Annotated in this window: 24 protein-coding genes; 18 read left to right on the top strand and 6 right to left on the bottom strand. The window is 56.9% G+C overall.

What is annotated here, in order from left to right:
• The 3 genes from recF to dnaA are packed head-to-tail and all read right to left on the bottom strand — an operon-like array spanning nucleotide 1 to nucleotide 3,787.
• Nucleotides 1–1,104, bottom strand: a complete 1,104-nt coding sequence (recF, locus tag AC19YS_RS08435) for a DNA replication/repair protein RecF (RefSeq protein ID WP_010565854.1) — start codon at nucleotides 1,102–1,104, stop codon at nucleotides 1–3.
• 20 nt (nucleotides 1,105–1,124) lie between these two features.
• On the bottom strand, nucleotides 1,125–2,228 hold the full coding sequence (gene dnaN / locus AC19YS_RS08430; RefSeq protein WP_083355987.1) for a DNA polymerase III subunit beta: 1,104 nt from the start codon (nucleotides 2,226–2,228) through the stop codon (nucleotides 1,125–1,127).
• A gap of 38 nt (nucleotides 2,229–2,266) precedes the next feature.
• The gene (dnaA, locus tag AC19YS_RS08425) at nucleotides 2,267–3,787 is read right to left on the bottom strand and encodes a chromosomal replication initiator protein DnaA (RefSeq protein WP_119741254.1); all 1,521 of its coding nucleotides are present in this window, start codon (nucleotides 3,785–3,787) and stop codon (nucleotides 2,267–2,269) included.
• A gap of 585 nt (nucleotides 3,788–4,372) precedes the next feature.
• Between dnaA and rpmH the strand changes: the two genes are divergently transcribed.
• The 5 genes from rpmH to mnmE all read left to right on the top strand — a co-directional run bounded on the left by rpmH (nucleotide 4,373) and on the right by mnmE (nucleotide 8,301).
• The gene (gene rpmH / locus AC19YS_RS08420) at nucleotides 4,373–4,507 is read left to right on the top strand and encodes a 50S ribosomal protein L34 (protein WP_003213577.1); all 135 of its coding nucleotides are present in this window, start codon (nucleotides 4,373–4,375) and stop codon (nucleotides 4,505–4,507) included.
• A 16-nt stretch (nucleotides 4,508–4,523) separates the two neighbouring features.
• Nucleotides 4,524–4,928 (top strand): ribonuclease P protein component, encoded by a 405-nt coding sequence (gene rnpA / locus AC19YS_RS08415; protein ID WP_197629997.1) that lies wholly within the window; start codon nucleotides 4,524–4,526, stop codon nucleotides 4,926–4,928.
• On the top strand, nucleotides 4,921–5,166 hold the full coding sequence (yidD, locus tag AC19YS_RS08410; RefSeq protein WP_073636650.1) for a membrane protein insertion efficiency factor YidD: 246 nt from the start codon (nucleotides 4,921–4,923) through the stop codon (nucleotides 5,164–5,166). The genes rnpA and yidD overlap by 8 nt, the downstream gene beginning before the upstream one ends.
• A gap of 2 nt (nucleotides 5,167–5,168) precedes the next feature.
• Nucleotides 5,169–6,851, top strand: a complete 1,683-nt coding sequence (yidC, locus tag AC19YS_RS08405; protein ID WP_106575972.1) for a membrane protein insertase YidC — start codon at nucleotides 5,169–5,171, stop codon at nucleotides 6,849–6,851.
• A 79-nt stretch (nucleotides 6,852–6,930) separates the two neighbouring features.
• Nucleotides 6,931–8,301: a tRNA uridine-5-carboxymethylaminomethyl(34) synthesis GTPase MnmE gene (gene mnmE, locus AC19YS_RS08400; RefSeq protein WP_106575971.1), complete on the top strand. Its 1,371-nt coding sequence runs from the start codon at nucleotides 6,931–6,933 to the stop codon at nucleotides 8,299–8,301.
• A gap of 88 nt (nucleotides 8,302–8,389) precedes the next feature.
• On the opposite strand, the gene AC19YS_RS08395 is transcribed toward mnmE, so the two are convergent.
• The 3 genes from AC19YS_RS08395 to AC19YS_RS08385 all read right to left on the bottom strand — a co-directional run bounded on the left by AC19YS_RS08395 (nucleotide 8,390) and on the right by AC19YS_RS08385 (nucleotide 12,368).
• Complete coding sequence (locus AC19YS_RS08395) at nucleotides 8,390–10,828, bottom strand: TonB-dependent siderophore receptor (protein WP_500601445.1); 2,439 nt, start codon at nucleotides 10,826–10,828, stop codon at nucleotides 8,390–8,392.
• Nucleotides 10,829–10,920: 92 nt separating this feature from the next.
• A complete protein-coding gene (locus AC19YS_RS08390; protein ID WP_500601443.1) occupies nucleotides 10,921–11,865 on the bottom strand; it encodes a FecR domain-containing protein in 945 nt (314 codons plus the stop codon).
• The gene (locus tag AC19YS_RS08385) at nucleotides 11,865–12,368 is read right to left on the bottom strand and encodes a sigma-70 family RNA polymerase sigma factor (protein ID WP_124418818.1); all 504 of its coding nucleotides are present in this window, start codon (nucleotides 12,366–12,368) and stop codon (nucleotides 11,865–11,867) included. Before AC19YS_RS08385 ends, AC19YS_RS08390 begins: the two co-directional genes overlap by 1 nt.
• 553 nt (nucleotides 12,369–12,921) lie before the next feature.
• On the opposite strand from AC19YS_RS08385, the gene mnmG reads away from it, so the two are divergent.
• From mnmG to AC19YS_RS08320, 13 genes are all read left to right on the top strand, one after another.
• Entirely contained in the window at nucleotides 12,922–14,814 is a 1,893-nt protein-coding gene (mnmG, locus tag AC19YS_RS08380) for a tRNA uridine-5-carboxymethylaminomethyl(34) synthesis enzyme MnmG (protein WP_200624156.1), read from the top strand.
• A complete protein-coding gene (rsmG, locus tag AC19YS_RS08375) occupies nucleotides 14,811–15,455 on the top strand; it encodes a 16S rRNA (guanine(527)-N(7))-methyltransferase RsmG (RefSeq protein ID WP_145158405.1) in 645 nt (214 codons plus the stop codon). Before mnmG ends, rsmG begins: the two co-directional genes overlap by 4 nt.
• Nucleotides 15,456–15,473: 18 nt before the next feature.
• Nucleotides 15,474–16,271, top strand: a complete 798-nt coding sequence (locus AC19YS_RS08370) for a ParA family protein (RefSeq protein WP_017477894.1) — start codon at nucleotides 15,474–15,476, stop codon at nucleotides 16,269–16,271.
• A 9-nt stretch (nucleotides 16,272–16,280) separates the two neighbouring features.
• Nucleotides 16,281–17,153: a ParB/RepB/Spo0J family partition protein gene (locus AC19YS_RS08365; protein WP_094949087.1), complete on the top strand. Its 873-nt coding sequence runs from the start codon at nucleotides 16,281–16,283 to the stop codon at nucleotides 17,151–17,153.
• 148 nt (nucleotides 17,154–17,301) lie between these two features.
• Nucleotides 17,302–17,709 carry a F0F1 ATP synthase subunit I gene (locus AC19YS_RS08360; RefSeq protein WP_010565865.1) on the top strand — a complete coding sequence of 136 codons (408 nt, stop codon included), beginning with the start codon at nucleotides 17,302–17,304 and terminating at the stop codon, nucleotides 17,707–17,709.
• A 16-nt stretch (nucleotides 17,710–17,725) separates the two neighbouring features.
• Nucleotides 17,726–18,595, top strand: coding sequence for a F0F1 ATP synthase subunit A (gene atpB / locus AC19YS_RS08355; protein ID WP_500601440.1), 870 nt, complete (start codon nucleotides 17,726–17,728; stop codon nucleotides 18,593–18,595).
• 134 nt (nucleotides 18,596–18,729) lie between these two features.
• The gene (atpE, locus tag AC19YS_RS08350; protein ID WP_002555987.1) at nucleotides 18,730–18,987 is read left to right on the top strand and encodes a F0F1 ATP synthase subunit C; all 258 of its coding nucleotides are present in this window, start codon (nucleotides 18,730–18,732) and stop codon (nucleotides 18,985–18,987) included.
• Between the two features lie 58 nt (nucleotides 18,988–19,045).
• Entirely contained in the window at nucleotides 19,046–19,516 is a 471-nt protein-coding gene (locus tag AC19YS_RS08345) for a F0F1 ATP synthase subunit B (protein ID WP_200624155.1), read from the top strand.
• A 12-nt stretch (nucleotides 19,517–19,528) separates the two neighbouring features.
• Nucleotides 19,529–20,065, top strand: coding sequence for a F0F1 ATP synthase subunit delta (locus AC19YS_RS08340; protein ID WP_119741244.1), 537 nt, complete (start codon nucleotides 19,529–19,531; stop codon nucleotides 20,063–20,065).
• A gap of 21 nt (nucleotides 20,066–20,086) precedes the next feature.
• Entirely contained in the window at nucleotides 20,087–21,631 is a 1,545-nt protein-coding gene (atpA, locus tag AC19YS_RS08335) for a F0F1 ATP synthase subunit alpha (protein ID WP_017135120.1), read from the top strand.
• A gap of 50 nt (nucleotides 21,632–21,681) precedes the next feature.
• Nucleotides 21,682–22,542, top strand: coding sequence for a F0F1 ATP synthase subunit gamma (atpG, locus tag AC19YS_RS08330; RefSeq protein WP_003233565.1), 861 nt, complete (start codon nucleotides 21,682–21,684; stop codon nucleotides 22,540–22,542).
• A 27-nt stretch (nucleotides 22,543–22,569) separates the two neighbouring features.
• A complete protein-coding gene (atpD, locus tag AC19YS_RS08325) occupies nucleotides 22,570–23,946 on the top strand; it encodes a F0F1 ATP synthase subunit beta (protein WP_017135118.1) in 1,377 nt (458 codons plus the stop codon).
• 44 nt (nucleotides 23,947–23,990) lie between these two features.
• A complete protein-coding gene (locus AC19YS_RS08320; RefSeq protein WP_003177061.1) occupies nucleotides 23,991–24,407 on the top strand; it encodes a F0F1 ATP synthase subunit epsilon in 417 nt (138 codons plus the stop codon).
• Nucleotides 24,408–24,440 lie beyond the last annotated feature (33 nt).

Below are 24,440 nucleotides of genomic sequence, written 5' to 3'. Positions count from 1 at the left end.
TCACTCCCGATGGTCGTGGGTCTGGGTGATACGGCCTTGTTCCACGTGGAACAAAGCGACTGGCGTTTCCGTCTGCCAGCCTTCCCTCAATAATTCGTGGTCTACACAGGTAATAAATACCTGGCAGCGTAAGTCTTCCAACAAGCGGCATAACGCGCGGCGGTGTTGCTCGTCGAGTTCGGACGGCAAGTCATCCACCAGATAAATACACTGACCGCGTCGGGCTTGGCTGACCAAATGCCCCTGGGCGATACGCAGTGCGCACACCACCAACTTCTGCTGACCGCGGGACAAGATATCCGCGGCATTATGTGCGCCTAATCTAAGGCGCAGATCAGCCCGTTGGGGGCCTGCCTGGGTATGGCCAATTTGCTGATCCCGTTGCAAGGACGTGGCGAGCACTGCGCTCAGCTCACGTTCTTTATCCCAACCACGGTAGTAGCTCAGCGTCAGTCCTTCGAGATCCAACAACTCACTCAAGGTCTGCTCAAAGACTGGTTTCAAGGCTTTGATATAGGCGCGGCGGTATTCATCTATTTCGTCGCTGGCCAGGCACAGTTCCCGGTCCCAGGCTGCTTGCGAAGCGGCGTCAAGTGTACCATGCCGCAGCCATGAGTTCCGCTGCCGCAGGGCCTTCTGCAGGCGCTGCCAAGTGGCCATGAAACGCGGTTCCACGTGGAACACTCCCCAATCGAGGAACTGCCTGCGGATCTTCGGTGCACCTTCCAGCAGGCGGAAGCTGTCGGGGTTGATCAGCTGCAAAGGCAGAATTTCCGCCAACTGCGCCGCGCTGCGCGCATTTTGCCCATCAATGCGAATTTGAAATTCCCCGCCGCGATCACGGGATATGCCCAGGCTACTGTGTCCGCCTTCAGCCAATTCAACTTGGCCGAATACCGTGCATGCCAACTGCTCGTACTGAATCACCGGCAAAAGACGTGCACTGCGAAAAGAACGGGCGAGCCCCAGCAAATGAATGGCTTCCAGCACGCTGGTTTTGCCACTGCCGTTGGCGCCGTGGAGGATATTGATGCGGGGGGAGGGGGAGAAGGTCACCGGGTGCAGATTGCGCACCGCGGTGACCGAGACGCGACTAAGGGACATCTAGCTTCTGCTGAGCATGATTACAGGCGCATCGGCATAACTACGTAAGCCGAGTCGTCGTTATCAGATTCTTGCACCAGGGCGCTGCTGTTGGAGTCGGACAGAATCAGGCGAACCTGTTCGGTGGTCATCACGCCCAGCACGTCCAACAAATAGCTCACGTTGAAGCCGATCTCCAGCGAGCCGCCGTTGTAATCAACGCCTACTTCTTCTTCCGCTTCTTCCTGCTCGGGGTTATTCGCCTGAATTTTCAGCTGACCATTGGCCAGTTGCAAACGGATACCGCGGTACTTTTCGTTCGACAGAATCGCGGTACGGCTGAACGCTTCGCGCAAGGCCTGACGATCGCCGATCACCAGTTTGTCGCCACCTTTAGGCAGCACGCGCTCGTAATCCGGGAACTTGCCGTCGACCAACTTGGAGGTGAAGGTGAATTCGCTGGTAGTGGCGCGAATGTGGTGCTGGCCCAGGACGATGCTGACGTTACCGTCCGGCTCGGTGAGCAGACGCGCCAACTCGAGGATACCTTTACGCGGGACAATAACTTGGTGGCGATCTGGCTGACCAATATCAGCGCGCATCGAGCACATCGCCAGACGGTGACCGTCGGTGGCCACGGCGCGGATGATGCCTTCAGAGACTTCCAGCAACATACCGTTGAGGTAGTAGCGCACGTCCTGCTGGGCCATGGCGAAGCTGGTGCGCTCGATCAAACGGCGCAGTTTGCTTTGTTCCAGGCTGCAAGTCAGCGAGCCCGGGCCTTCTTCGACGGTCGGGAAGTCATTGGCTGGCAAGGTGGACAGCGTAAAGCGACTGCGGCCGGCCTTAACCACCAACTTCTGCTCATCGACCTTGATGTCGATCAGCGCCTCGTTTGGCAAGCTTTTGCAGATGTCCATCAGCTTGCGCGCAGGTACGGTGATCTCGCCCGGCTCTGCAGGCTCTTCCAGCTGTACGCGACCAACCAGCTCGACCTCAAGGTCGGTACCGGTCAAAGACAATTGCTGGCCTTCGACAACCAGCAATACGTTGGAAAGCACCGGCAAGGTCTGTCGGCGCTCGACGACGCCTGCGACCAGTTGCAGGGGTTTCAACAGGGCTTCGCGTTGAATGGTGAAATGCATGGTCTAGTCCCTTGCCTTAATAAGCTGCGCTGGTGTCATCACGTAGTCAGTGTTCGCAGCAGGTTCTTGTAGTCCTCGCGAATATCCGCGTCGGATTCCTTAAGTTCGTTGATCTTGCGGCACGCGTGCAAGACCGTGGTGTGGTCGCGACCGCCAAACACATCACCGATTTCCGGCAGGCTGTGGTTGGTCAGCTCTTTGGAGAGCGCCATCGCCACCTGACGTGGACGTGCCACCGAGCGCGAACGGCGCTTGGACAACAGGTCGGAAATCTTGATTTTGTAGTACTCAGCCACCGTGCGCTGGATGTTATCCACACTCACCAGCTTATCTTGCAGGGCCAGCAAGTCTTTGAGGGATTCGCGGATCAACTCGATGGTGATATCGCGGCCCATAAAGTGCGAATGAGCAATGACCCGCTTGAGCGCGCCTTCGAGCTCACGCACGTTGGAACGAATGCGTTGAGCAATGAAGAAAGCCGCATCGTGTGGCAGATCAACTTTCGCCTGGTCTGCCTTTTTCATCAGGATCGCGACGCGGGTTTCCAGCTCCGGCGGTTCTACCGCAACGGTCAGGCCCCAGCCGAAGCGTGACTTCAAACGTTCTTCCAGGCCTTCGATTTCCTTCGGGTAACGGTCGCTGGTCAAGATGACCTGCTGACCGCCCTCGAGCAAGGCGTTGAAGGTGTGGAAAAACTCTTCCTGAGAACGTTCCTTACGGGCGAAAAATTGAATGTCATCGATCAGCAACGCATCAACCGAGCGGTAGAACCGCTTGAACTCGTTGATTGCGTTGAGCTGCAAGGCCTTGACCATATCAGCGACGAAGCGCTCCGAGTGCAGGTACACAACCTTGGCATTCGGGTTCTTCTTTAATAGGTGATTACCCACAGCGTGCATCAAGTGGGTTTTACCCAAGCCGACGCCACCATAAAGGAAGAGCGGGTTGTAACCATGCTTGGGGTTGTCGGCGACCTGCCAGGCGGCCGCGCGGGCCAACTGGTTGGATTTACCTTCGACGAAGTTTTCAAAGGTGAACGTACGGTTCAGGTAGCTGGTGTGCTTGAGCGCACCTTCTACCTGCACGGTGCGCTGTTCGGCGCGTACCGGTGCTTGCTGCGAGCTGGCGCCGGCCATTGGGTCGAAGCTGTCGCGGGACGGTTCTTCATTTATAGGCGCGTTTTTCTGCGCCGATGATTTCGAAGGCGTCTGGGCGACGGGTGCTGGCGAGTTATTAACAGGCGCGGCCGCGGCCTGAGCCTGCGAGGCGCTCGCTGCCAACGGTGCATTCGGCGCGGCACGCGGGGCAGAGCTACGTTTGCTGCCTATTAATAGGGAGAGTACGGGCGCGAGGCCATTGCCGTGTTCGTCGAGCAATTCGAGAACGCGGCTCAGGTACTTCTCATTAACCCAATCGAGAACAAAACGATTCGGCGCGTAGACGCGCAACTCGTCGCCTTCGGCTTCGACCTGTAGCGGACGGATCCAGGTGTTGAATTGCTGGGCAGGCAGCTCTTCGCGCAAAAGCTCCACGCACTGCTGCCAAAGTTCCACTGACACGGATATCCCCTAAGTTGAAAGCCGGTGAGGCAAAAACAGCCGCCATTGTAGCGGCCAGCCGCCCACTTATCCACATGTAGGTTGCGCACAGGGCACCCAAAATCAATGCGTTAAGCGCAAAAAAGCCGACCAATGGTCTGTGCATAAGCTCTGTGGATAAGCGTACCTAAGCTCGTTGTACAAGTGGGGTCGAAAGTCTGTGGGTAACTGGCCTGTGGATAACAACCCATTCCATGCACAGGTTATCCGACAGCGAAGCACAGGCAGAGCACCGTTTCTCCCCCTAGTTGTCATTCTCTGTACATCAGGTGGAATATGGGCTCAGAGCAGTTATCCACAGAGGATCGCCTCCCTAGCTTTTATAAGCTTTACAGAAAAGCTTTAAATAACTTCCTTCTTTATTTTTATATCTATGGCATTGCTCGTGAAAGCCGGGCGAGCCGAAAAGGCCCATTTGCCTGCAGAGATCTAATTAAAGGAAAAGCTGGTTGGAAATTGACCTAGAGGCTTGCTTTCTCTAGAATCGCCGGTCTCTTAAAACGGGGGCCATTCCGGCCCGTTGTGGACGAACCAGGTAACAACGCCATGAAACGTACTTTCCAACCAAGCACCATCAAACGCGCCCGTACTCACGGCTTCCGTGCTCGCATGGCCACCAAGAACGGCCGTGCTGTCCTGTCGCGTCGCCGCGCCAAAGGTCGTGCGCGTCTGGCAGTTTGATAATCCGGTACTGGTGGTGAGTCAGGACTTCAGTCGGGAAAAGCGTCTGCTAACCCCCCGGCATTTCAAGGCAGTCTTTGACTCCCCCACCGGCAAGGTTCCGGGGAAAAATCTCCTGCTCCTTGCGCGTAACAACGATCTGGATCACCCCCGCCTCGGGTTGGTGATCGGCAAGAAGAGCGTAAAGCTCTCCGTTGAGCGCAATCGCCTCAAGCGTCTGATGCGCGAATCGTTTCGCCTCCACCAGGAAACTCTGGTTGGTTGGGATATTGTTATCGTCGCGCGCAAAGGCTTGGGGGACGTAGAAAACCCCGAATTGATTCAGCATTTCGGCAAGCTCTGGAAACGTTTGGCGCGTACCAACAAGCCAGCACCAGCAGTCAGCACCGAAACTGTAGGGGTAGACAGCACCAATGCGTAAACTGGCCCTCGTTCCGATCCAGTTTTACCGTTATGCCATTAGTCCTCTGATGGCCGACCACTGTCGTTTCTACCCCAGTTGTTCCTGCTACGCGTTAGAGGCCATAGAAAATCATGGTCTTCTGCGCGGTGGCTGGCTGGCCTTTCGTCGTTTAGGCCGCTGTCATCCGTGGAATCCCGGTGGTTTTGACCCGGTTCCACCTATCCCTACCTCCCGTTCTTCTTCGATGGCCGAGTAATCATGGATATTAAACGCACGATCCTGATCGTCGCCCTGGCAATCGTGTCCTACGTCATGGTTCTTAAGTGGAACCAGGACTACGGCCAGGCTGCCCTGCCGACTCAGAATGTTGCTGCCAATCAGGCTGCGCCGGCTATTCCGGACACCCCGTTGGGTAACAATGCGTCCGCGAGTGCCGATGTTCCCAGCGCGAATGGCGAGACAAGCGCCCCTCTAGAAACGCCAGTGGTCACCAACAAAGACCTCATCCACGTGAAAACGGATGTGCTCGACCTGGCTATCGACCCACAAGGTGGTGATATCGCGCAGTTGAAACTGCCGCTGTATCCACGTCGCCAAGACCATCCAGATGTGCCGTTCCAACTGTTCGACAACGGTGGTGAACGCACTTATCTGGCACAAAGCGGCCTGACCGGCACTGACGGTCCGGATGCTCGTGCTACCGGTCGTCCGGTTTATTCGACCGAACAGAAGACTTATCAACTGGCTGACGGCCAGAACCAGTTGAACGTTGACCTGAAATTCAGTCAGGACGGCGTCAACTACATCAAGCGTTTCAGCTTTACCCGCGGTTTGTACGATCTGAAAGTCACTTATCTGATCGACAACGAAAGCGCCAAGCCATGGAGCGGCAACCTGTTTGCCCAGCTCAAGCGTGACAACAGCGCCGACCCATCTTCCAGCACTGCCACCGGCACCGCGACTTACCTGGGCGCTGCCCTGTGGACAAGTAGCGAGCCGTACAAAAAAGTGTCGATGAAAGATATCGACAAGGGCGCGTTGAAAGAAACTGTACAAGGCGGCTGGGTTGCCTGGTTGCAACACTACTTTGTGACCGCATGGATCCCGAACAAGGGTGAAGCCAACCTGGTTCAAACCCGCAAAGACAGCCAAGGCAACTACATCATTGGTTTTACTGGCCCGGCGTTGACCGTCGCACCAGGTGCCAAGGCTGAAACCAGCGCCACGCTGTATGCCGGCCCGAAAAGCCAGGCTGTGCTGAAAGAGTTGTCCCCAGGTCTGGAACTGACTGTGGATTACGGGATTCTGTGGTTCATTGCCCAGCCAATTTTCTGGCTGCTGCAACATATCCACAGCATCGTCGGTAACTGGGGTTTCTCGATCATCTTGCTGACCATGCTGATCAAGGGGATCTTCTTCCCTCTGTCGGCCGCCAGCTACAAGTCGATGGCACGTATGCGTGCCGTGGCCCCGAAACTGGCCGCTCTGAAAGAGCAACATGGCGATGACCGGCAGAAAATGTCGCAAGCCATGATGGAGCTGTACAAGAAAGAGAAGATCAACCCGCTGGGTGGTTGCTTGCCGATTCTGGTGCAGATGCCGGTATTCCTGTCGCTTTACTGGGTACTCCTGGAAAGCGTGGAAATGCGCCAGGCTCCGTTCATGCTGTGGATAACTGACCTGTCGATCAAAGACCCGTTCTTTATCCTGCCGATCATCATGGGCGCGACCATGTTCATCCAGCAGCGTTTGAACCCGACTCCGCCGGATCCGATGCAGGCCAAAGTGATGAAAATGATGCCAATCATCTTCACCTTCTTCTTCCTGTGGTTCCCTGCTGGTCTGGTGCTGTACTGGGTCGTCAACAACTGCCTGTCGATCTCTCAACAGTGGTACATCACACGTAAAATCGAAGCGGCTACCAAAAAAGCTGCGGCGTAATTTACTCTGTGGATAACCACTCAAGACGCCCCCTAGTGGGGCGTTTTGCTTTCCGTCACTTTTGTTCTGGAACCTGCTGATGAGCGCTCCTCGTGAAACCATCGCTGCTGTCGCTACCGCTCAAGGTCGCGGCGGCGTCGGTATCGTTCGAATTTCCGGGCCGCTCGCCGGTTATGCGGCCCAGGCCATCAGCGGCCGCGAGTTGAAACCGCGCTACGCCCACTACGGCCCCTTTCTGGACGCCGATGCAACCGTACTGGATGAAGGCCTGGCGCTGTATTTTCCCGGCCCCAACTCGTTCACCGGCGAAGACGTGCTTGAATTGCAGGGGCACGGTGGTCCAGTCGTGCTGGATATGCTGCTGCAGCGCTGCCTGCAATTGGGTTGCCGCCTGGCGCGTCCGGGGGAGTTCAGCGAACGGGCTTTCCTCAATGACAAACTTGATTTGGCCCAGGCTGAAGCCATTGCCGATTTGATCGAGGCGAGTTCTGCACAGGCCGCGCGCAATGCATTGCGCTCATTGCAGGGCGCCTTTTCGCTGCGTGTGCATAACTTGACCGAGCAATTGATCAGCCTGCGTATCTACGTCGAGGCAGCAATTGATTTTCCGGAAGAAGAAATCGACTTCCTCGCCGATGGGCACGTTCTGGCCATGCTCGACAAAGTCCGCGATGAGTTATCCACAGTGCTGCGCGAAGCCGGGCAGGGGGCTCTACTGCGCGATGGCATGACCGTGGTAATCGCTGGACGGCCGAATGCCGGCAAGTCGAGCCTGCTCAATGCCCTGGCAGGTCGCGAGGCGGCCATTGTTACCGAGATCGCCGGCACCACCCGCGATATCTTGCGCGAACATATCCACATTGATGGCATGCCCTTGCACGTGGTCGACACCGCAGGTTTGCGCGACACCGACGACCAGGTCGAAAAGATTGGTGTAGAGCGCGCACTCAAGGCCATCGGCGAAGCGGATCGAGTGCTGCTGGTGGTGGATGCCACCGCGCCAGAGGCTGTGGATCCTTTTGCCTTGTGGCCGGAATTTCTCGAGCAACGGCCGGACCCGGCCAAGGTCACCTTGATTCGCAACAAGGCCGACCTGACCGGCGAAGCTATTGCCATGGAAACCAGCGAGGATGGCCATGTCACCATCAGCCTGAGTGCGAAGTCGGCCGGCGATGGCCTGGAGCTGCTGCGCGACCACCTCAAAGCCTGCATGGGCTATGAGCAAACCTCGGAAAGCAGCTTCAGTGCACGTCGCAGGCATCTGGAGGCGTTGCGCCATGCCAGCGCGGCGCTGGAGCACGGTCGGGCGCAGCTGACCTTGGCGGGGGCAGGGGAGCTGCTGGCTGAGGATTTACGTCAGGCACAGCAGCTGCTGGGCGAGATCACTGGCGCATTCAGTTCGGATGATTTGCTGGGACGGATCTTTTCCAGTTTCTGCATCGGCAAATAGCCCCGTTATCCACATATCCCATGGGAACCGGCTTGCCGGCAACAATGCCCTGAAGAACGCCTGAGTTCTTCAGGGCTACTGTGCGCCTTTACCAGTTATAGGAAACCGTCCCAAGCAGTGTCCGACTGTCGCCCCAGTAGCAGCGGCCTGCATCGTTGCAACCGGATACATATTCTTTGTCGAACAGATTCTTCGCGTTCAGATCCACCGACCAGTGTTTGTCGAGCTGATAACCGATCGCGGCATCCACCAACGTCACGCTTCCGGCATCCAATTTCCCATACAGCGTCGGCGCTGTGTAGGCAAAAGTGCTATCGAAGTAGCGCACCCCGCCACCCAGGGACAAGCCCTTGAGCTGGCCATCCAGAAAGCGGTACTTGCCCCACACCGACGCCTGGTTACGTGGCACCCCGGTCATCTGACGCCCTTCGACCAGTGAAGTCGCGGAATCCTTGGTAATCCTTGCATCGGTATAGGTGTAGGCCGCGGTGACGTTCAAGTTCGGCGTAAGGTTGCTGTTGATTTCCACCTCCGCACCTTTGGCGCGGCTTTCGCCCACTTGGCGATAGCTGTTGGTGGTGGCATCGAGGTAGGTGTCATCCTGCTTGCGCAGGTCATACACCGACAGCGTCATGGCGGTGTCCCAGCCAATCGGCTCGTACTTCACACCCACTTCGTACTGACTGCTGGTGATCGGCTTTAGCGGCGAACCCGCGTTGGAAATCTGCTGCACCGGGACGAAGGCGGTGGAATAGCTGACATACGGCGTCAGGCCGTTGTCGAACTGGTACATCACTCCACCCTGATACGTGAACTTCTTGTCGTCGGAGCCTGTGTTGCTGGCTTTGTTCACCTTGTCGCGAAAATCACTGTCCACCCAATCCTGGCGACCGCCGAGCAGGAACAGCCAGTGGTCGTATTTGCTTTGGACCTGTGCATAAACGCCTTTCATCTGCTGTTCGAGCAGGGTGTTCTGTACCGCGATTGGGGTGAGCGGGTCACGCAGGTAGACCGGGTTATACACATTGATGGTGCCGGCGATGCCCGCATCCCAGTCCTGATTGAACGAGGTGCGGTCGTAGCTGGCGCCAACCAGCAGGGTATTTTCCAGGTCACCCACCTGGAATTTGCCTTCGAGCTGGTTATCCAGGGAATACACCATCGAATTGTTGTAGCGGTCGTAGGCGGTCATGTTCAGCTGGGTGCCAAAGCCGCGATTGTTCAGCGCGCCGGGCCAGGTTTCATGACGGTTGATGCGCGACTGCATGTAGCGCGAGTTCTGTCGGAACTGCCAATCGTCATTGAAACTGTGGCTGAACTCGTAACCGGCGCTCCAGGCTTCGCGTTCGAACGTGTTCCAGTCCGGGTCGCCGAGCATGGTGTGTTTGGACAGCTTGCCGTTAGGGTTTGTCAGTAAAGTGCCGGCCGCGGGCAGGCCCAGTTCCAGATTGGTGTGGTCCTTCTGATAGTTGGTCAGCAGCGTCAGCGTGTTGTAGTCATCAAAGTTCAAGGTCAGCGATGGCGCGATGTACAGGCGATCATCGGGCACGTGGTCGGTTTGAGTGTCGGATTTTCGACCCAACATGACCACGCGGCCCAGGACGTTGTCACTGTCATTGAGTGGCCCCGAGATATCCACATCCAGCTGGCGCCGATTGTTGGAGCCGTAACCCAATTGCACTTCGCCTTGGGGCGTGGCGGTGGGGTGTTTGCTGACCAGGTTGACCAACCCGCCGGGCGCGTTTTCCCCATAGAGCAGGGAAGAAGGGCCGCGGAAAACCTCTACGCGCTCCAGGCCATAGGGTTCACTGGTGGTGTCATACCGATTGCCCTGCACACGAAGGCCATCGCGCAACAGGCCGTAGCCATAATCCGTGGCGTTGAAACCACGAATGAAAAACAGGTCGCCCGCAAGGCTATCACCGGCCGCAAACGGTGGCGCGAAGATCCCCGGCACATACCCCAGCACCTCCGTCAGCGTCTGCGACTTCTGGTCCTTGATGCGTTGGCCTGTGACCACCGATACCGAGCGCGGGGTTTCCGACAGTGCCGTGCTGGTTTTGGTACCGACGCGGCTGTTTTGCGCCTTATAGCCAACATCACCGGCAATGTCCTGATTGAAACCGGCCTGTTGATAAGTGCTAACGGTGGTGGGGGCGAGGGTCAACAGCCCATCTTGCGAGGCCTGAAGTACATAGCTTCCGGGCGCCTGCGTTACAGCTTGTAACCCCGAGTGTTGCAGCAATAGCGCAAAGCCTTGATCCACCGAATAGTCACCTTCCAGGCCCGGCGTATTCAAGCGCGCAGTCTGCTGGGGTGAGAAGGACAGGATCACGTTGGCCTTGGCGGCAAATTGGCTTAACGCTGCATCGAGGGGCCCCGCGGCAATGGTGTAATGCTGCGCAGCACTGGCTGCCAGGGCGGCTGTGGACAAAAAGACACCGGCGGTGGCGGCCGTAGACAGCAATAAACCGTAGATCATGCCGTGGTCACAGAGTTGCTGGCGGAGTTTGGTGGGAAGGCGCATAGGTAGATAAGCCCTGAAGGTAGCGTCGTGATTACCTGTAGGGCCGGGCCAGGTAAAAAAAAGATAACCCCCCTGTGGATTATTTTTTGCGCTCAAGCAACGCGCGTCACCGAAACCCAATAGCGGGTGAAATATTTCACCTGGATCGGCAGCGTAGCTTGCAGGTTAGCCAGCACTGCATCGGTAGCGTCGAGGCGGAAAGTGCCAGAAACTCGCAGGTGCGCCGAGGCGGGATCGCACTGCAGAACACCTGAGCGATAGCGTGCCAGGTCGTCGATCAGATCCCCAAGTCGCGCATCCAGGACGATCACTTGGCCATCGACCCATGCCGCTTGGGTTCGGCGATAGGCGTGGTTGGGGCCGACATTTTCCCGGTCGAAGTCAACGCTTTCGCCGGCAGCCAGCAGCCGAGTGCGATCAGGTTGGTCGGCAGGCGAGACGCTCACCCGGTCTTCCAGTACCCCAACTCGCGTCGAATCCGCCAGTTGGCGCACGGTAAACCAGGTTCCCAATGCCTGAACTCGGCCCTGGCGGGTTTCAACATAAAAGGGCGTCTGCCCACCCAGCTTTCCGGTGTGGATAAGCACTTCGCCTTCGCGCAGGCGGATCAAACGCTGGCGCCCGTCAAACACCACATCAATGGCGGTGCCGGTATTGAGGTCTATTTGAGTGCCATCGGCCAGTTCGATCCGGCGCCGTTCGCCGATGCGCGTGCGGTAGTCCGCCCACACGTTGCCCAGGGAAGGCGCGTGTTGAACATTCCAGCCCAGGTAGCCGGTGCCGCCGAGCACCAGCATCCACTTGAGTACCTGCCGTCGTTGCTGCGTGGCCGATAAGGCGCGACGGGTAAGATCCTGAGGCAGGGTGCCCAGGCTGCGTTGCAGCTGTTCCATCTGTTTCCACGCGGCCAAGTGTGCCGGGTCGTCATTGAGCCATTGTTGCCAGGCACAGTGTTCAGCAGGCGTTGGCGGCTGTGACTGAAACTGCACATACCAAGTGGCAGCGGCTTCGAAGACCTTTCGATCCGGGGCAACCATTACAGGCTGGCCATGATCAGTGAACACTCGGTAAGCGCGCGGATCATGTGTTTCTTCACAGTGGTCAGGGACACCTGCAACTGGTCGGCGATCTGTTGATAAGTCAGGCCTTCGATCTGCGACAGCATGAAAATGCGCCGGGCCCGATCGCCCAGATCAGCCAGAGCTTTATCCACAGCTACCAGCGTTTCAATGATGATGGCCTTGTCTTCTTCACTGATGGCGACAGCTTCAGGGTGATCGGCCAGCGACTGTTGATAAGCGCGTTCAATCGCATGCCGGCGATAACGATCAATAACCAAGCCCCTGGCAATGGTTGCCAGGTAGTCCCTGGGTTCGAGGATCTGCGCCGCATTGCGCCCGCCCAAAATACGCACGAAAGTATCGTGTGCCACATCGGCCGCATCGCAAGCGTTATGCAATTTACCGTTGAGCCATCCCTGCAGCCACGAATGGTGATGCTCATAGATGTGCTGGACTGCAGCCGTGTGTGAAGGAGGCATAGGGCGCGTTAAGGCAGGTTAATGATAATCGCTATTATTAACTGCGCCGTCTGTTTCTCACAATAGCTCTCTTTTTTCAGCATTCCTCACTGGGTTCAAAAAACGCGGTGGCTTCGCCGTGGGTGAAATACGCGGTTTCTGTGAATTAAGCCCTGTGAATAACCGCCCCTGTGCCCAGTTGATAACAGGGCTTGAAACCTGAGTAAAACCCCCCTTGTGGATAACCACCTGTTTAATCCACAGGCTTAAAGCACTTATCCAATGGCCTCATTGCCACATGACCACAGACTTTTGAATCTCTGTACATAAAGTAAATCAAGGCCTGTAGAGATCTATCCACAGAAAGTAGGCTCAGTAGAAATAAACATAAAAACAAAGATCTTATAAATTTCTCTCTTTTAATTTCTATTGTCTGTGATTCATCCACAGCTGGTTAAATTTTGTGCAAAGGGTTCTTTAGGAAGGGCTAAGTCCCTATACTTGCCGCCAAAGCTCTAAAACTCTTTCAACAATCAATTCCTGATTACCTACATAAGCAGGCACGAGGTGCGTGGTGGATTTCCCTTCCCGTTTTGAAGTGATCGTCATCGGCGGCGGTCATGCCGGTACCGAGGCAGCACTGGCCTCAGCACGCATGGGCGTAAAAACCCTGTTGCTGACGCACAACGTGGAAACCCTCGGTGCCATGAGTTGCAACCCCGCCATTGGTGGGATCGGCAAAAGCCATCTGGTCAAGGAAATCGATGCCCTTGGCGGTGTGATGGCCATGGCTACCGACAAAGGTGGCATTCAATTTCGCGTGCTCAACAGCCGCAAAGGCCCAGCCGTTCGGGCTACCCGGGCACAAGCTGACCGCATCCTCTACAAGGCCGCGGTACGTGAAACCCTGGAAAACCAGCCGAACCTGTGGATATTTCAGCAAGCAGCGGATGACCTGATCGTCGAACAAGACCAGGTACGCGGCGTTGTCACCCAAATGGGTCTGCGTTTCTTCGCAGAATCCGTGGTGTTGACCACCGGCACCTTCCTCGGCGGACTTATCCACATTGGCATGCAAAATTATTCGGGCGGTCGCGCCGGTGATCCGCCGTCGATTGCCCTGGCAAAACGCCTGCGTGAATTGCCGTTGCGTGTCGGCCGCTTGAAAACCGGGACCCCGCCGCGTATCGACGGGCGTTCTGTGGATTTCTCGGTGATGACCGAACAAGCCGGCGATACACCAATCCCGGTGATGTCGTTCATGGGCTCCAAGGAACAGCACCCAAAACAGGTCAGTTGCTGGATTACCCACACCAACGCCCGCACCCACGAAATCATTGCCGCGAACCTCGACCGTTCGCCGATGTATTCAGGTGTGATCGAAGGCATTGGCCCGCGTTATTGCCCTTCGATTGAAGACAAGATTCACCGCTTTGCCGACAAGGAAAGCCACCAGGTCTTTATCGAGCCCGAAGGCTTGACCACTCACGAGCTGTACCCGAACGGGATTTCCACGTCGTTACCGTTCGACGTGCAAATCCAGATCGTGCAATCGATTCGCGGCATGGAAAACGCACACATCGTGCGTCCGGGCTACGCCATCGAGTACGACTACTTCGACCCGCGTGACCTGAAATACAGCCTCGAAACCAAAGTGATCGGCGGCCTGTTCTTCGCCGGGCAAATCAACGGCACCACCGGTTACGAAGAAGCCGGCGCCCAGGGTTTGCTGGCCGGAACCAACGCGGCACTGCGTGCACAAGGCAAAGACAGCTGGTGCCCGCGCCGCGACGAGGCGTACATCGGTGTGTTGGTCGACGACCTGATTACTCTCGGGACTCAGGAACCGTACCGGATGTTTACGTCCCGGGCCGAATATCGCCTGATCCTGCGCGAAGACAACGCCGACCTGCGCCTGACCGAAAAAGGTCGCGAACTGGGTTTGGTCGACGACGCACGCTGGGCCGCCTTCTGCAAAAAACGCGAAAGCATCACACTGGAAGAGCAGCGCCTGAAAAGTACCTGGGTTCGCCCCGGCACCGAGCAAGGCGACGCGATTGCCGAAAAATTCGGCACGCCGCTGACCCACGAATACAACTTGCTGAACCTGCTGTCCCGTCCGGAAATCGACTACGCTGGCCTGGTCGAAGTGACCGGTCACGGTGCCGAAGACCCACAGGTCGCCGAGCAGGTTGAAATCAAGACCAAATACGCCGGTTACATTGACCGCCAACAGGACGAGATCGCTCGCTTGCGCGCCAGTGAAGACACCAAGCTGCCTGTGGACATCGACTACACCGGGATTTCCGGGCTGTCGAAAGAAATCCAAAGCAAGCTGGGGACAACTCGGCCGGAAACACTCGGCCAAGCTTCACGTATCCCTGGCGTCACGCCGGCAGCCATTTCGCTGTTGATGATTCATTTGAAAAAACGCGGCGCGGGCCGTCAGTTGGAGCAAAGCGCTTGAGTTCGTTGGTCACCTCGCAACACGCCGAAGAGTTATCCACAGGTGCACGCCAGTTGGGCGTGGACCTGACCGATGCACAGCACGACTTGCTGTTGGGCTATCTGGCCCTGTTGATCAAATGGAACAAGGCTTACAACCTCACAGCGGTGCGCGACCCGGACGAAATGGTCTCGCGTCACCTGCTCGACAGCCTGAGCGTGATGCCGTTTATCGAAAACGGCCGGTGGTTGGACGTTGGCAGCGGCGGCGGCATGCCTGGCATTCCGCTGGCCATCCTGTTTCCAGAGTCACAAGTGACGTGCCTGGACAGCAACGGCAAGAAAACCCGCTTCCTTACCCAGGTCAAACTCGAACTCAAGCTGGATAACCTGAATGTTATCCACAGTCGCGTCGAAGCCTTCGTGCCTGAACAGCCTTTCAACGGGATTGTTTCCCGGGCGTTCAGCAGCATGGAGAACTTCAGCAACTGGACCCGCCACTTAGGCGACCGCGACACCCGTTGGCTGGCAATGAAGGGCGTTCATCCAAGCGACGAGCTGTTAGCATTGCCGGCAGACTTCCACCTCGATAGCGAACACGCCTTGGCCGTACCCGGTTGCCAAGGCCAACGCCATCTGCTGATACTGCGCCGCACGGCATGATTGGGAACACAAGCAAGAATGGCTAAGGTATTCGCGATAGCGAACCAGAAAGGTGGCGTGGGCAAAACCACCACCTGCATCAACCTCGCAGCATCCCTGGTCGCTACCAAGCGCCGGGTGCTGTTGATCGATCTCGATCCACAGGGCAACGCCACCATGGGTAGCGGTGTGGATAAACACGGCCTGGAAAACTCGGTCTACGACTTGCTGATTGGCGAGTGTGACCTGGCCCAGGCTATGCACTATTCCGAGCACGGTGGTTACCAACTGCTGCCGGCCAACCGCGATTTGACCGCGGCCGAAGTGGTGCTGCTGGAAATGCAGATGAAAGAAAGCCGTCTGCGCAGCGCCCTGGCGCCGATCCGCGAGAACTACGATTACATTTTGATCGACTGCCCACCGTCGCTGTCGATGCTGACGTTGAACGCCTTGGTGGCAGCCGATGGGGTGATTATCCCCATGCAGTGCGAGTACTTCGCACTCGAAGGCTTGAGCGACCTTGTGGATAACATCAAGCGTATTGCCGAGTTGCTTAACCCGAACCTGCAAATCGAAGGCCTGTTGCGGACCATGTACGATCCGCGCCTGAGCCTGATGAATGATGTGTCGGCGCAGCTCAAAGAGCACTTTGGCGATCAGCTTTACGACACGGTGATCCCACGTAACATCCGTTTGGCCGAAGCGCCAAGCTATGGCATGCCCGCGCTGGCGTACGACAAGTCATCCCGCGGCGCCATTGCCTACCTGGCACTGGCCGGCGAGATGGTTCGCCGTCAACGCCGCAACTCACGCACCGCTGCAGCCCAGCCAACTTAAGGAATCCCCATGGCCGTCAAGAAACGAGGTCTCGGACGTGGACTGGATGCACTGCTGAGTGGTCCGACTGTCACTTCGCTTGAAGAACAAGCGGTGCAGGCCGACGAGCGCGAGCTGCAGCACCTGCCGCTGGACCTGATCCAGCGCGGCAAATACCAGCCGCGCCGGGACATGGATCCCCAGGCGCTGGAGGAACTGGCCAATTCGATCAAAGCCCAAGGCGTGATGCAGCCGATCGTGGTGCGCCCGATTGGCGGCGGTCGCTTTGAAATCATCGCGGGTGAACGCCGCTGGCGCGCCAGCCAACAGGCGGGCAAGGACACCATCCCGGCGATGGTGCGCGATGTGCCGGACGAAACTGCGATCGCCATGGCGTTGATCGAAAACATCCAGCGTGAAGACCTCAATCCCATTGAGGAAGCGATCGCCCTGCAGCGCTTGCAACAGGAATTCAAACTGACGCAGCAGGAAGTCGCGGATGCGGTGGGCAAGTCCCGTGTGACCGTGTCCAACTTGTTGCGCCTGATTGCGCTGCCGGAAGTCATCAAGACCATGCTGTCCCACGGCGACCTGGAAATGGGTCACGCCCGTGCTTTGCTCGGTTTGCCGGAAAATCAACAGGTTGAAGGGGCGCGACACGTTGTCGCACGCGGCCTCACCGTTCGTCAGACTGAGGCGTTGGTTCGCCAGTGGCTCAGCGGTAAACCTGCACCGGTCGAAACGGCCAAACCTGATCCGGATATTGCGCGCCTCGAGCAGCGCCTGGCCGAGCGGCTGGGCTCTGCGGTGCAAATCCGGCATGGCAAGAAAGGCAAAGGGCAATTGGTCATCGGGTATAACTCACTCGATGAGCTTCAGGGCGTCCTTGCCCACATCCGCTGAAACATTTGCTTATGTAGCGCGCGATCGGAAAACACTACCCGACAGTTGAATAGGGGCTGAACCGCCCCTATACTCTGCGCGCATTTTGTCGGCACAAATTATGCCAAGTTATTGATTCTCGGCAGCCGACCATTGAGGAGCAAGAGTGATGGAAACCCGCACGCCAAACACGTTGCCGTTCCATCGCTTGGCCGTTTTCCCGGTTTTATTGGCTCAATTTGTCATTTTGCTGATCGCCGCATTGGCGCTTTGGTATTGGCATGGAGTCGTAGCCGGATATTCAGGACTCTGCGGAGGCCTGATAGCCTTGCTGCCCAATATGTATTTTGCTCATAGGGCCTTTCGGTTTTCCGGCGCCCGAGCAGCCCAGGCTATCGTCCGGTCTTTTTATGCCGGCGAAGCAGGGAAACTGATTTTGACGGCAGTGCTGTTTGCACTGACCTTTGCAGGTGTGAAGCCATTGGCGCCGCTGGCTGTATTCGGCGTCTTCGTGTTGACCCAACTGGTCAGCTGGTTCGCTCCCCTGCTAATGAAAACAAGACTTTCGAAACCTTAGGGCGTTTGAGGCAACCATGGCAGAAACAACCGCTTCGGGCTATATCCAGCACCACTTGCAGAACCTGACCTTCGGTCAGCTTCCCAACGGCGGCTGGGGCTTCGCCCACACCGCAGCAGAAGCCAAAGAAATGGGCTTCTGGGCATTCCACCTGGATACTCTGGGTTGGTCTGTCGCATTGGGTCTGATCTTCATCCTGATTTTCCGCATGGCGGCAAAGAAGGCGACTTCCGGTCAGCCGGGTGCTTTGCAGAACTTCGTTGAAGTATTGGTCGAATTCGTCGATGGCAGCGTGAAAGACAGCTTCCATGGCCGTAGCCCAGTGATTGCACCGCTGGCACTGACCATCTTCGTCTGGGTGTTCCTGATGAACGCCGTCGACCTGATTCCGGTCGACTGGATTCCTCAGCTGGCCATCCTGATCACCGGCGATCACCACATTCCATTCCGTGCGGTTTCCACCACGGACCCTAACGCCACCCTGGGCATGGCCCTGTCGGTGTTTGCGTTGATCATTTTCTACAGCATCAAGGTCAAGGGCATCGGCGGCTTCATCGGCGAACTGACCCTGCACCCGTTCGGCAGCAAGAACATCTTTGTTCAAGCCCTGCTGATCCCGGTGAACTTCCTGCTGGAGTTCGTAACGCTGGTCGCCAAGCCGATTTCCCTGGCCCTGCGACTGTTCGGCAACATGTATGCCGGCGAGCTGGTGTTTATTCTGATCGCTGTGATGTTCGGCAGTGGTCTGCTCTGGCTTAGCGGCCTGGGCGTAGTTCTGCAGTGGGCGTGGGCTGTGTTCCACATCCTGATCATTACCCTGCAGGCCTTCATCTTCATGATGCTGACCATCGTCTACTTGTCGATGGCGCACGAAGAGAACCATTAAGACCAGTCTCGACTAGTCTGATGTCCTTCCCGGTAACACGGGAAGGTGGGCCCTACCGGGCTATGAAACGATTTGTTTTACCGCTTTAAAATCTAAAAAACCTAAACCATACGACGTAAAAGTCGGGAGGAAAGATGGAAACTGTAGTTGGTCTAACCGCTATCGCTGTTGCACTGTTGATCGGCCTGGGCGCCCTGGGTACTGCCATTGGTTTCGGCCTGCTGGGCGGCAAATTCCTGGAAGGCGCAGCGCGTCAGCCAGAAATGGTTCCAATGCTGCAAGTTAAAATGTTCATCGTCGCCGGCCTGCTCGACGCCGTGACCATGATCGGCGTTGGTATCGCTCTGTTCTTCACCTTCGCGAACCCTTTCGTTGGTCAACTCGCTGGCTAATCACTCGAATTTTTCGAGTTGATTGGGGTGATGGACAACGAATGAGCGAGGTGTTGGCGTGAACATTAATGCAACCCTGATTGGCCAATCCGTTGCGTTCTTCATTTTTGTAGTGTTTTGCATGAAGTTCGTGTGGCCTCCGGTCATCGCGGCTTTGCACGAACGTCAGAAGAAGATCGCAGACGGCTTGGACGCTGCCACCCGTGCAGCTCGCGACCTGGAGTTGGCCCAAGAGAAAGCGGGTCATCAACTGCGCGAAGCTAAAGCACAGGCAGCTGAAATCATTGAGCAAGCCAAGAAACGCGGTAACCAGATCGTCGAAGAGGCTGTTGATAAAGCCCGCGTCGAAGCTGACCGTGTGAAGGCTTCGGCTCATGCCGAGATCGAACAGGAACTGAACGGCGTCAAAGACGCGCTGCGTGCCCAACTGGGTGCTCTGGCGGTCGACGGTGCTGAGAAGATCCTCGGTGCCACAATCGATCAAAACGCGCACGCGGAGCTGGTTAACAAACTGGCTGCTGAAATTTAAGCGAGGGCGATCATGGCAGAACTGACCACGTTGGCCCGACCTTACGCTAAGGCAGCCTTCGAGCACGCCCAGGCCCACCAGCAGCTGGCCTCTTGGTCAGCCATGCTCGGCCTGGCTGCAGCAGTGTCGCAAGACGACACCATGCAGCGCGTGCTCAAGGCCCCGCGCCTGACGAGCGCAGACAAGGCCGCCACTTTTATTGAAGTGTGCGGCGACAAGTTTGATGTGAAAGTGCAGAACTTCATCCACGTCGTTGCCGAAAACGACCGTCTCTCGCTATTGCCGGAGATCGCCGCTCTGTTCGACCTGTACAAGGCCGACGCAGAGAAGTCGGTAGACGTTGAAGTGACCAGTGCTTTTGCATTGAACCAAGAACAGCAAGACAAACTCGCCAAGGTTCTCAGTGCACGACTCAATCGGGAAGTGCGCCTGCAAGCGTCGGAGGACGCATCCCTGATTGGGGGTGTTGTTATCCGTGCCGGCGACCTGGTTATCGATGGCTCGATTCGCGGCAAAATCGCGAAACTTGCCGAAGCATTGAAATCTTGAGTTTGAAGGGGCAGCAGAGCAATGCAGCAACTCAATCCTTCCGAAATAAGTGAAATTATCAAGGGCCGCATCGACAAGCTCGATGTGACCTCCCAAGCCCGTAACGAAGGCACTGTCGTCAGCGTATCTGACGGCATCGTGCGGATTCACGGTCTGGCCGACGTAATGTACGGCGAGATGATCGAGTTTCCGGGCGGCGTCTACGGTATGGCCCTCAACCTGGAGCAAGACTCCGTAGGTGCCGTTGTATTGGGCGCGTACACCAGTCTGGCTGAAGGCATGAGCGCCAAGTGCACAGGCCGCATCCTGGAAGTTCCGGTTGGTAAGGAACTGCTGGGTCGCGTAGTCGACGCACTGGGTAACCCTGTTGACGGTAAAGGTCCACTGGGCAACACCGAGACCGACGCGGTCGAGAAAGTTGCTCCAGGCGTGATCTGGCGTAAGTCGGTAGACCAGCCTGTACAGACTGGCTACAAGGCTGTCGATGCCATGATTCCGGTCGGCCGTGGCCAGCGTGAGCTGATCATCGGTGACCGTCAGATCGGTAAAACCGCTCTGGCGATCGACGCGATCATCAACCAGAAAGACAGCGGCATTTTCTGCGTCTACGTAGCCATTGGTCAGAAGCAATCGACCATCGCCAACGTGGTTCGCAAGCTGGAAGAAAACGGCGCCCTGGCCAACACGATCATCGTGGCTGCCAGTGCTTCGGAATCTCCTGCGCTGCAATTCCTGGCACCGTACTCCGGTTGCACCATGGGTGAATTCTTCCGCGACCGCGGTGAAGACGCGCTGATCGTTTATGACGATCTGTCCAAGCAAGCAGTGGCTTACCGCCAGATTTCCCTGCTGCTGCGCCGTCCACCAGGCCGTGAAGCTTACCCAGGCGACGTGTTCTATCTCCACTCCCGTCTGCTGGAGCGCGCATCCCGCGTATCCGAAGAGTACGTAGAGAAGTTCACCAACGGCGCAGTGACCGGCAAAACCGGTTCCCTGACCGCACTGCCGATCATCGAAACCCAGGCTGGCGACGTTTCCGCGTTCGTTCCGACCAACGTGATTTCCATCACTGACGGTCAGATCTTCCTGGAATCGGCCATGTTCAACTCCGGGATCCGTCCTGCTGTGAACGCCGGTGTTTCGGTATCCCGTGTGGGTGGTGCCGCTCAGACCAAGATCATCAAGAAGCTCTCCGGTGGTATCCGTACCGCTCTGGCTCAGTACCGTGAACTGGCGGCATTCGCCCAGTTCGCTTCTGACCTGGACGAAGCCACCCGTAAGCAACTTGAGCATGGTCAGCGCGTTACCGAGCTGATGAAGCAGAAGCAATACGCCCCAATGTCGATCGCTGACATGGCGTTGTCGCTGTATGCCGCTGAGCGTGGGTTCCTGACTGACGTCGAAATCACCAAGGTCGGCAGCTTTGAACAAGCGCTGATTGCTTACTTCAACCGCGATCACGCCGACTTGTTGGCCAAGATCAACGTGAAGGGTGACTTCAATGACGAAATCGACGCTGGCATGAAAGCCGGTATCGAGAAGTTCAAGGCCACCCAAACCTGGTAAGCCGCAGCGGGAGCCGCAAGGCTCCCGCTTGCTAACCTGATAGGTGTTACATGGCAGGCGCAAAAGAGATTCGCAGTAAGATTGCGAGCATCAAAAGCACGCAAAAGATTACCAGCGCCATGGAAAAAGTGGCGGTCAGCAAAATGCGCAAGGCACAAATGCGCATGGCTGCTAGCCGTCCTTATGCGGAGCGTATCCGCCAGGTAATTGGGCATTTGGCCAACGCCAACCCGGAATACCGCCACCCGTTCATGATCGACCGCGCCGTTAAGCGTGTGGGTTATGTGGTAGTGAGCAGTGACCGTGGTTTGTGCGGTGGTCTGAATACCAACCTGTTCAAGGCCCTGGTCAAGGACATGGCGGTAAACCGCGAAAACGGCGTCGAGATCGATCTGTGTGTTGTTGGTAGCAAGGGTGCGGCCTTTTTCCGTAACTTCGGCGGTAACGTCGTTGCAGCTATCAGCCACCTGGGTGAAGAGCCGTCGATCAATGATTTGATCGGCAGTGTGAAGGTGATGCTGGATGCGTACCTGGAAGGCCGGATTGACCGCCTGTCCGTGGTATCCAACAAGTTCATCAACACCATGACCCAGCAGCCAACCGTGGAGCAATTGATTCCACTGGTGGCGACTCCGGATCAGGAACTCAAGCACCACTGGGACTACCTCTACGAACCAGACGCCAAAGAGCTGCTTGACGGCTTGATGGTGCGCTACGTGGAGTCGCAGGTGTACCAGGCGGTGGTCGAGAACAACGCAGCTGAACAAGCGGCGCGGATGATCGCGATGAAAAACGCTACCGATAACGCCGGTGATCTGATCAGCGATTTGCAGCTGATCTACAACAAGGCGCGTCAGGCTGCGATCACCCAAGAGATCTCGGAAATCGTCGGCGGCGCTGCCGCGGTTTAACGGTTCAAATATTCAGAGGATCCAGCTATGAGTAGCGGACGTATCGTTCAAATCATCGGCGCCGTTATCGACGTGGAATTTCCACGCGACAGCGTACCGAGCATCTACAACGCGCTGAAAGTACAAGGCGCGGAAACTACTCTGGAAGTTCAGCAGCAGCTGGGCGACGGCGTAGTTCGTACCATTGCGATGGGTTCCACCGAAGGCTTGAAGCGCGGTCTGGACGTTGTCGACACTGGCGCAGCCATCTCCGTACCGGTCGGTAAAGCGACCCTGGGCCGGATCATGGACGTACTGGGCAACCCGATTGACGAAGCTGGTCCGATCGACACCGAAGAGCGCTGGGGCATTCACCGTCCAGCTCCTTCGTTCGCCGAGCAAGCTGGCGGCAACGATCTGCTGGAAACCGGCATCAAGGTTATCGACCTGGTTTGCCCGTTCGCCAAAGGCGGTAAAGTCGGTCTGTTCGGTGGTGCCGGTGTAGGCAAAACCGTAAACATGATGGAACTGATCCGTAACATCGCCATCGAGCACAGCGGTTATTCCGTGTTCGCCGGTGTGGGTGAGCGTACTCGTGAGGGTAACGACTTCTACCACGAGATGAAGGACTCCAACGTTCTGGACAAAGTGGCACTGGTTTACGGTCAGATGAACGAGCCGCCGGGAAACCGTCTGCGCGTAGCACTGACTGGCCTGACCATGGCCGAGAAGTTCCGTGACGAAGGTAACGACGTTCTGCTGTTCGTCGACAACATCTACCGTTACACCTTGGCCGGTACTGAAGTATCCGCACTGCTGGGCCGTATGCCTTCGGCAGTAGGTTACCAGCCGACCCTGGCTGAAGAGATGGGCGTTCTGCAAGAACGTATCACTTCGACCAAAGAAGGTTCGATCACCTCGATCCAAGCGGTATACGTACCTGCGGATGACTTGACTGACCCATCGCCTGCGACCACCTTCGCCCACTTGGACGCCACCGTCGTTCTGTCCCGTGACATCGCTTCCCTGGGTATCTACCCAGCGGTCGATCCACTCGACTCGACTTCGCGCCAGCTGGACCCGAACGTGATCGGCCAGGAGCACTACGACACCGCTCGCGGCGTTCAGTACGTGCTGCAGCGTTACAAAGAACTGAAGGACATCATTGCGATCCTGGGTATGGACGAGCTGTCGGAAGCCGACAAGCAGTTGGTAAACCGTGCTCGTAAGATCCAACGCTTCTTGTCGCAGCCGTTCTTCGTGGCTGAAGTCTTCACCGGTGCTTCGGGTAAATACGTTTCCCTGAAAGACACCATTGCTGGCTTCAAAGGCATCCTCAACGGTGACTACGACCACCTGCCAGAACAAGCGTTCTACATGGTCGGCGGCATCGAAGAAGCGATCGAGAAAGCCAAGAAACTGTAATCCCGGCGCCCGGCAACGGGCGCTCATCAGGTTGAGGCAATCAGATGGCTATGACAGTCCATTGCGATATCGTCAGCGCGGAAGGGGAAATCTTCTCCGGTCTGGTAGAAATGGTGATTGCACACGGCGAACTCGGTGACCTGGGTATTGCCATGGGCCACGCGCCGTTGATTACCAGCTTGAAGCCAGGTCCGATCACTCTGACCAAGCAAGGCGGGGAAAAAGAGGTGTTCTACATCTCTGGTGGTTTCCTCGAGGTTCAGCCGAACATGGTCAAGGTACTTGCCGACACCGTGCAACGTGCTGGCGACCTGGATGAAGCCTCCGCTCAGGAAGCCGTCAAGGCTGCCGAGAAGGCCCTGAACGAAAAGGGCGCGGACTTCGACTACAGCGCTGCTGCTGTACGTCTGGCCGAGGCTGCAGCTCAGCTGCGCACGCTCCAGCAGATCCGCAAGAAGTAAGCGGCCCAGCCGTCATGCTTCATGTGCGATTGA

The organism is Pseudomonas sp. MF08831, from assembly GCF_059862645.1.
The sequence above is the reverse complement of the archived record's forward strand: the minus strand, read 5'-3'. Positions and strand labels throughout refer to the sequence as shown.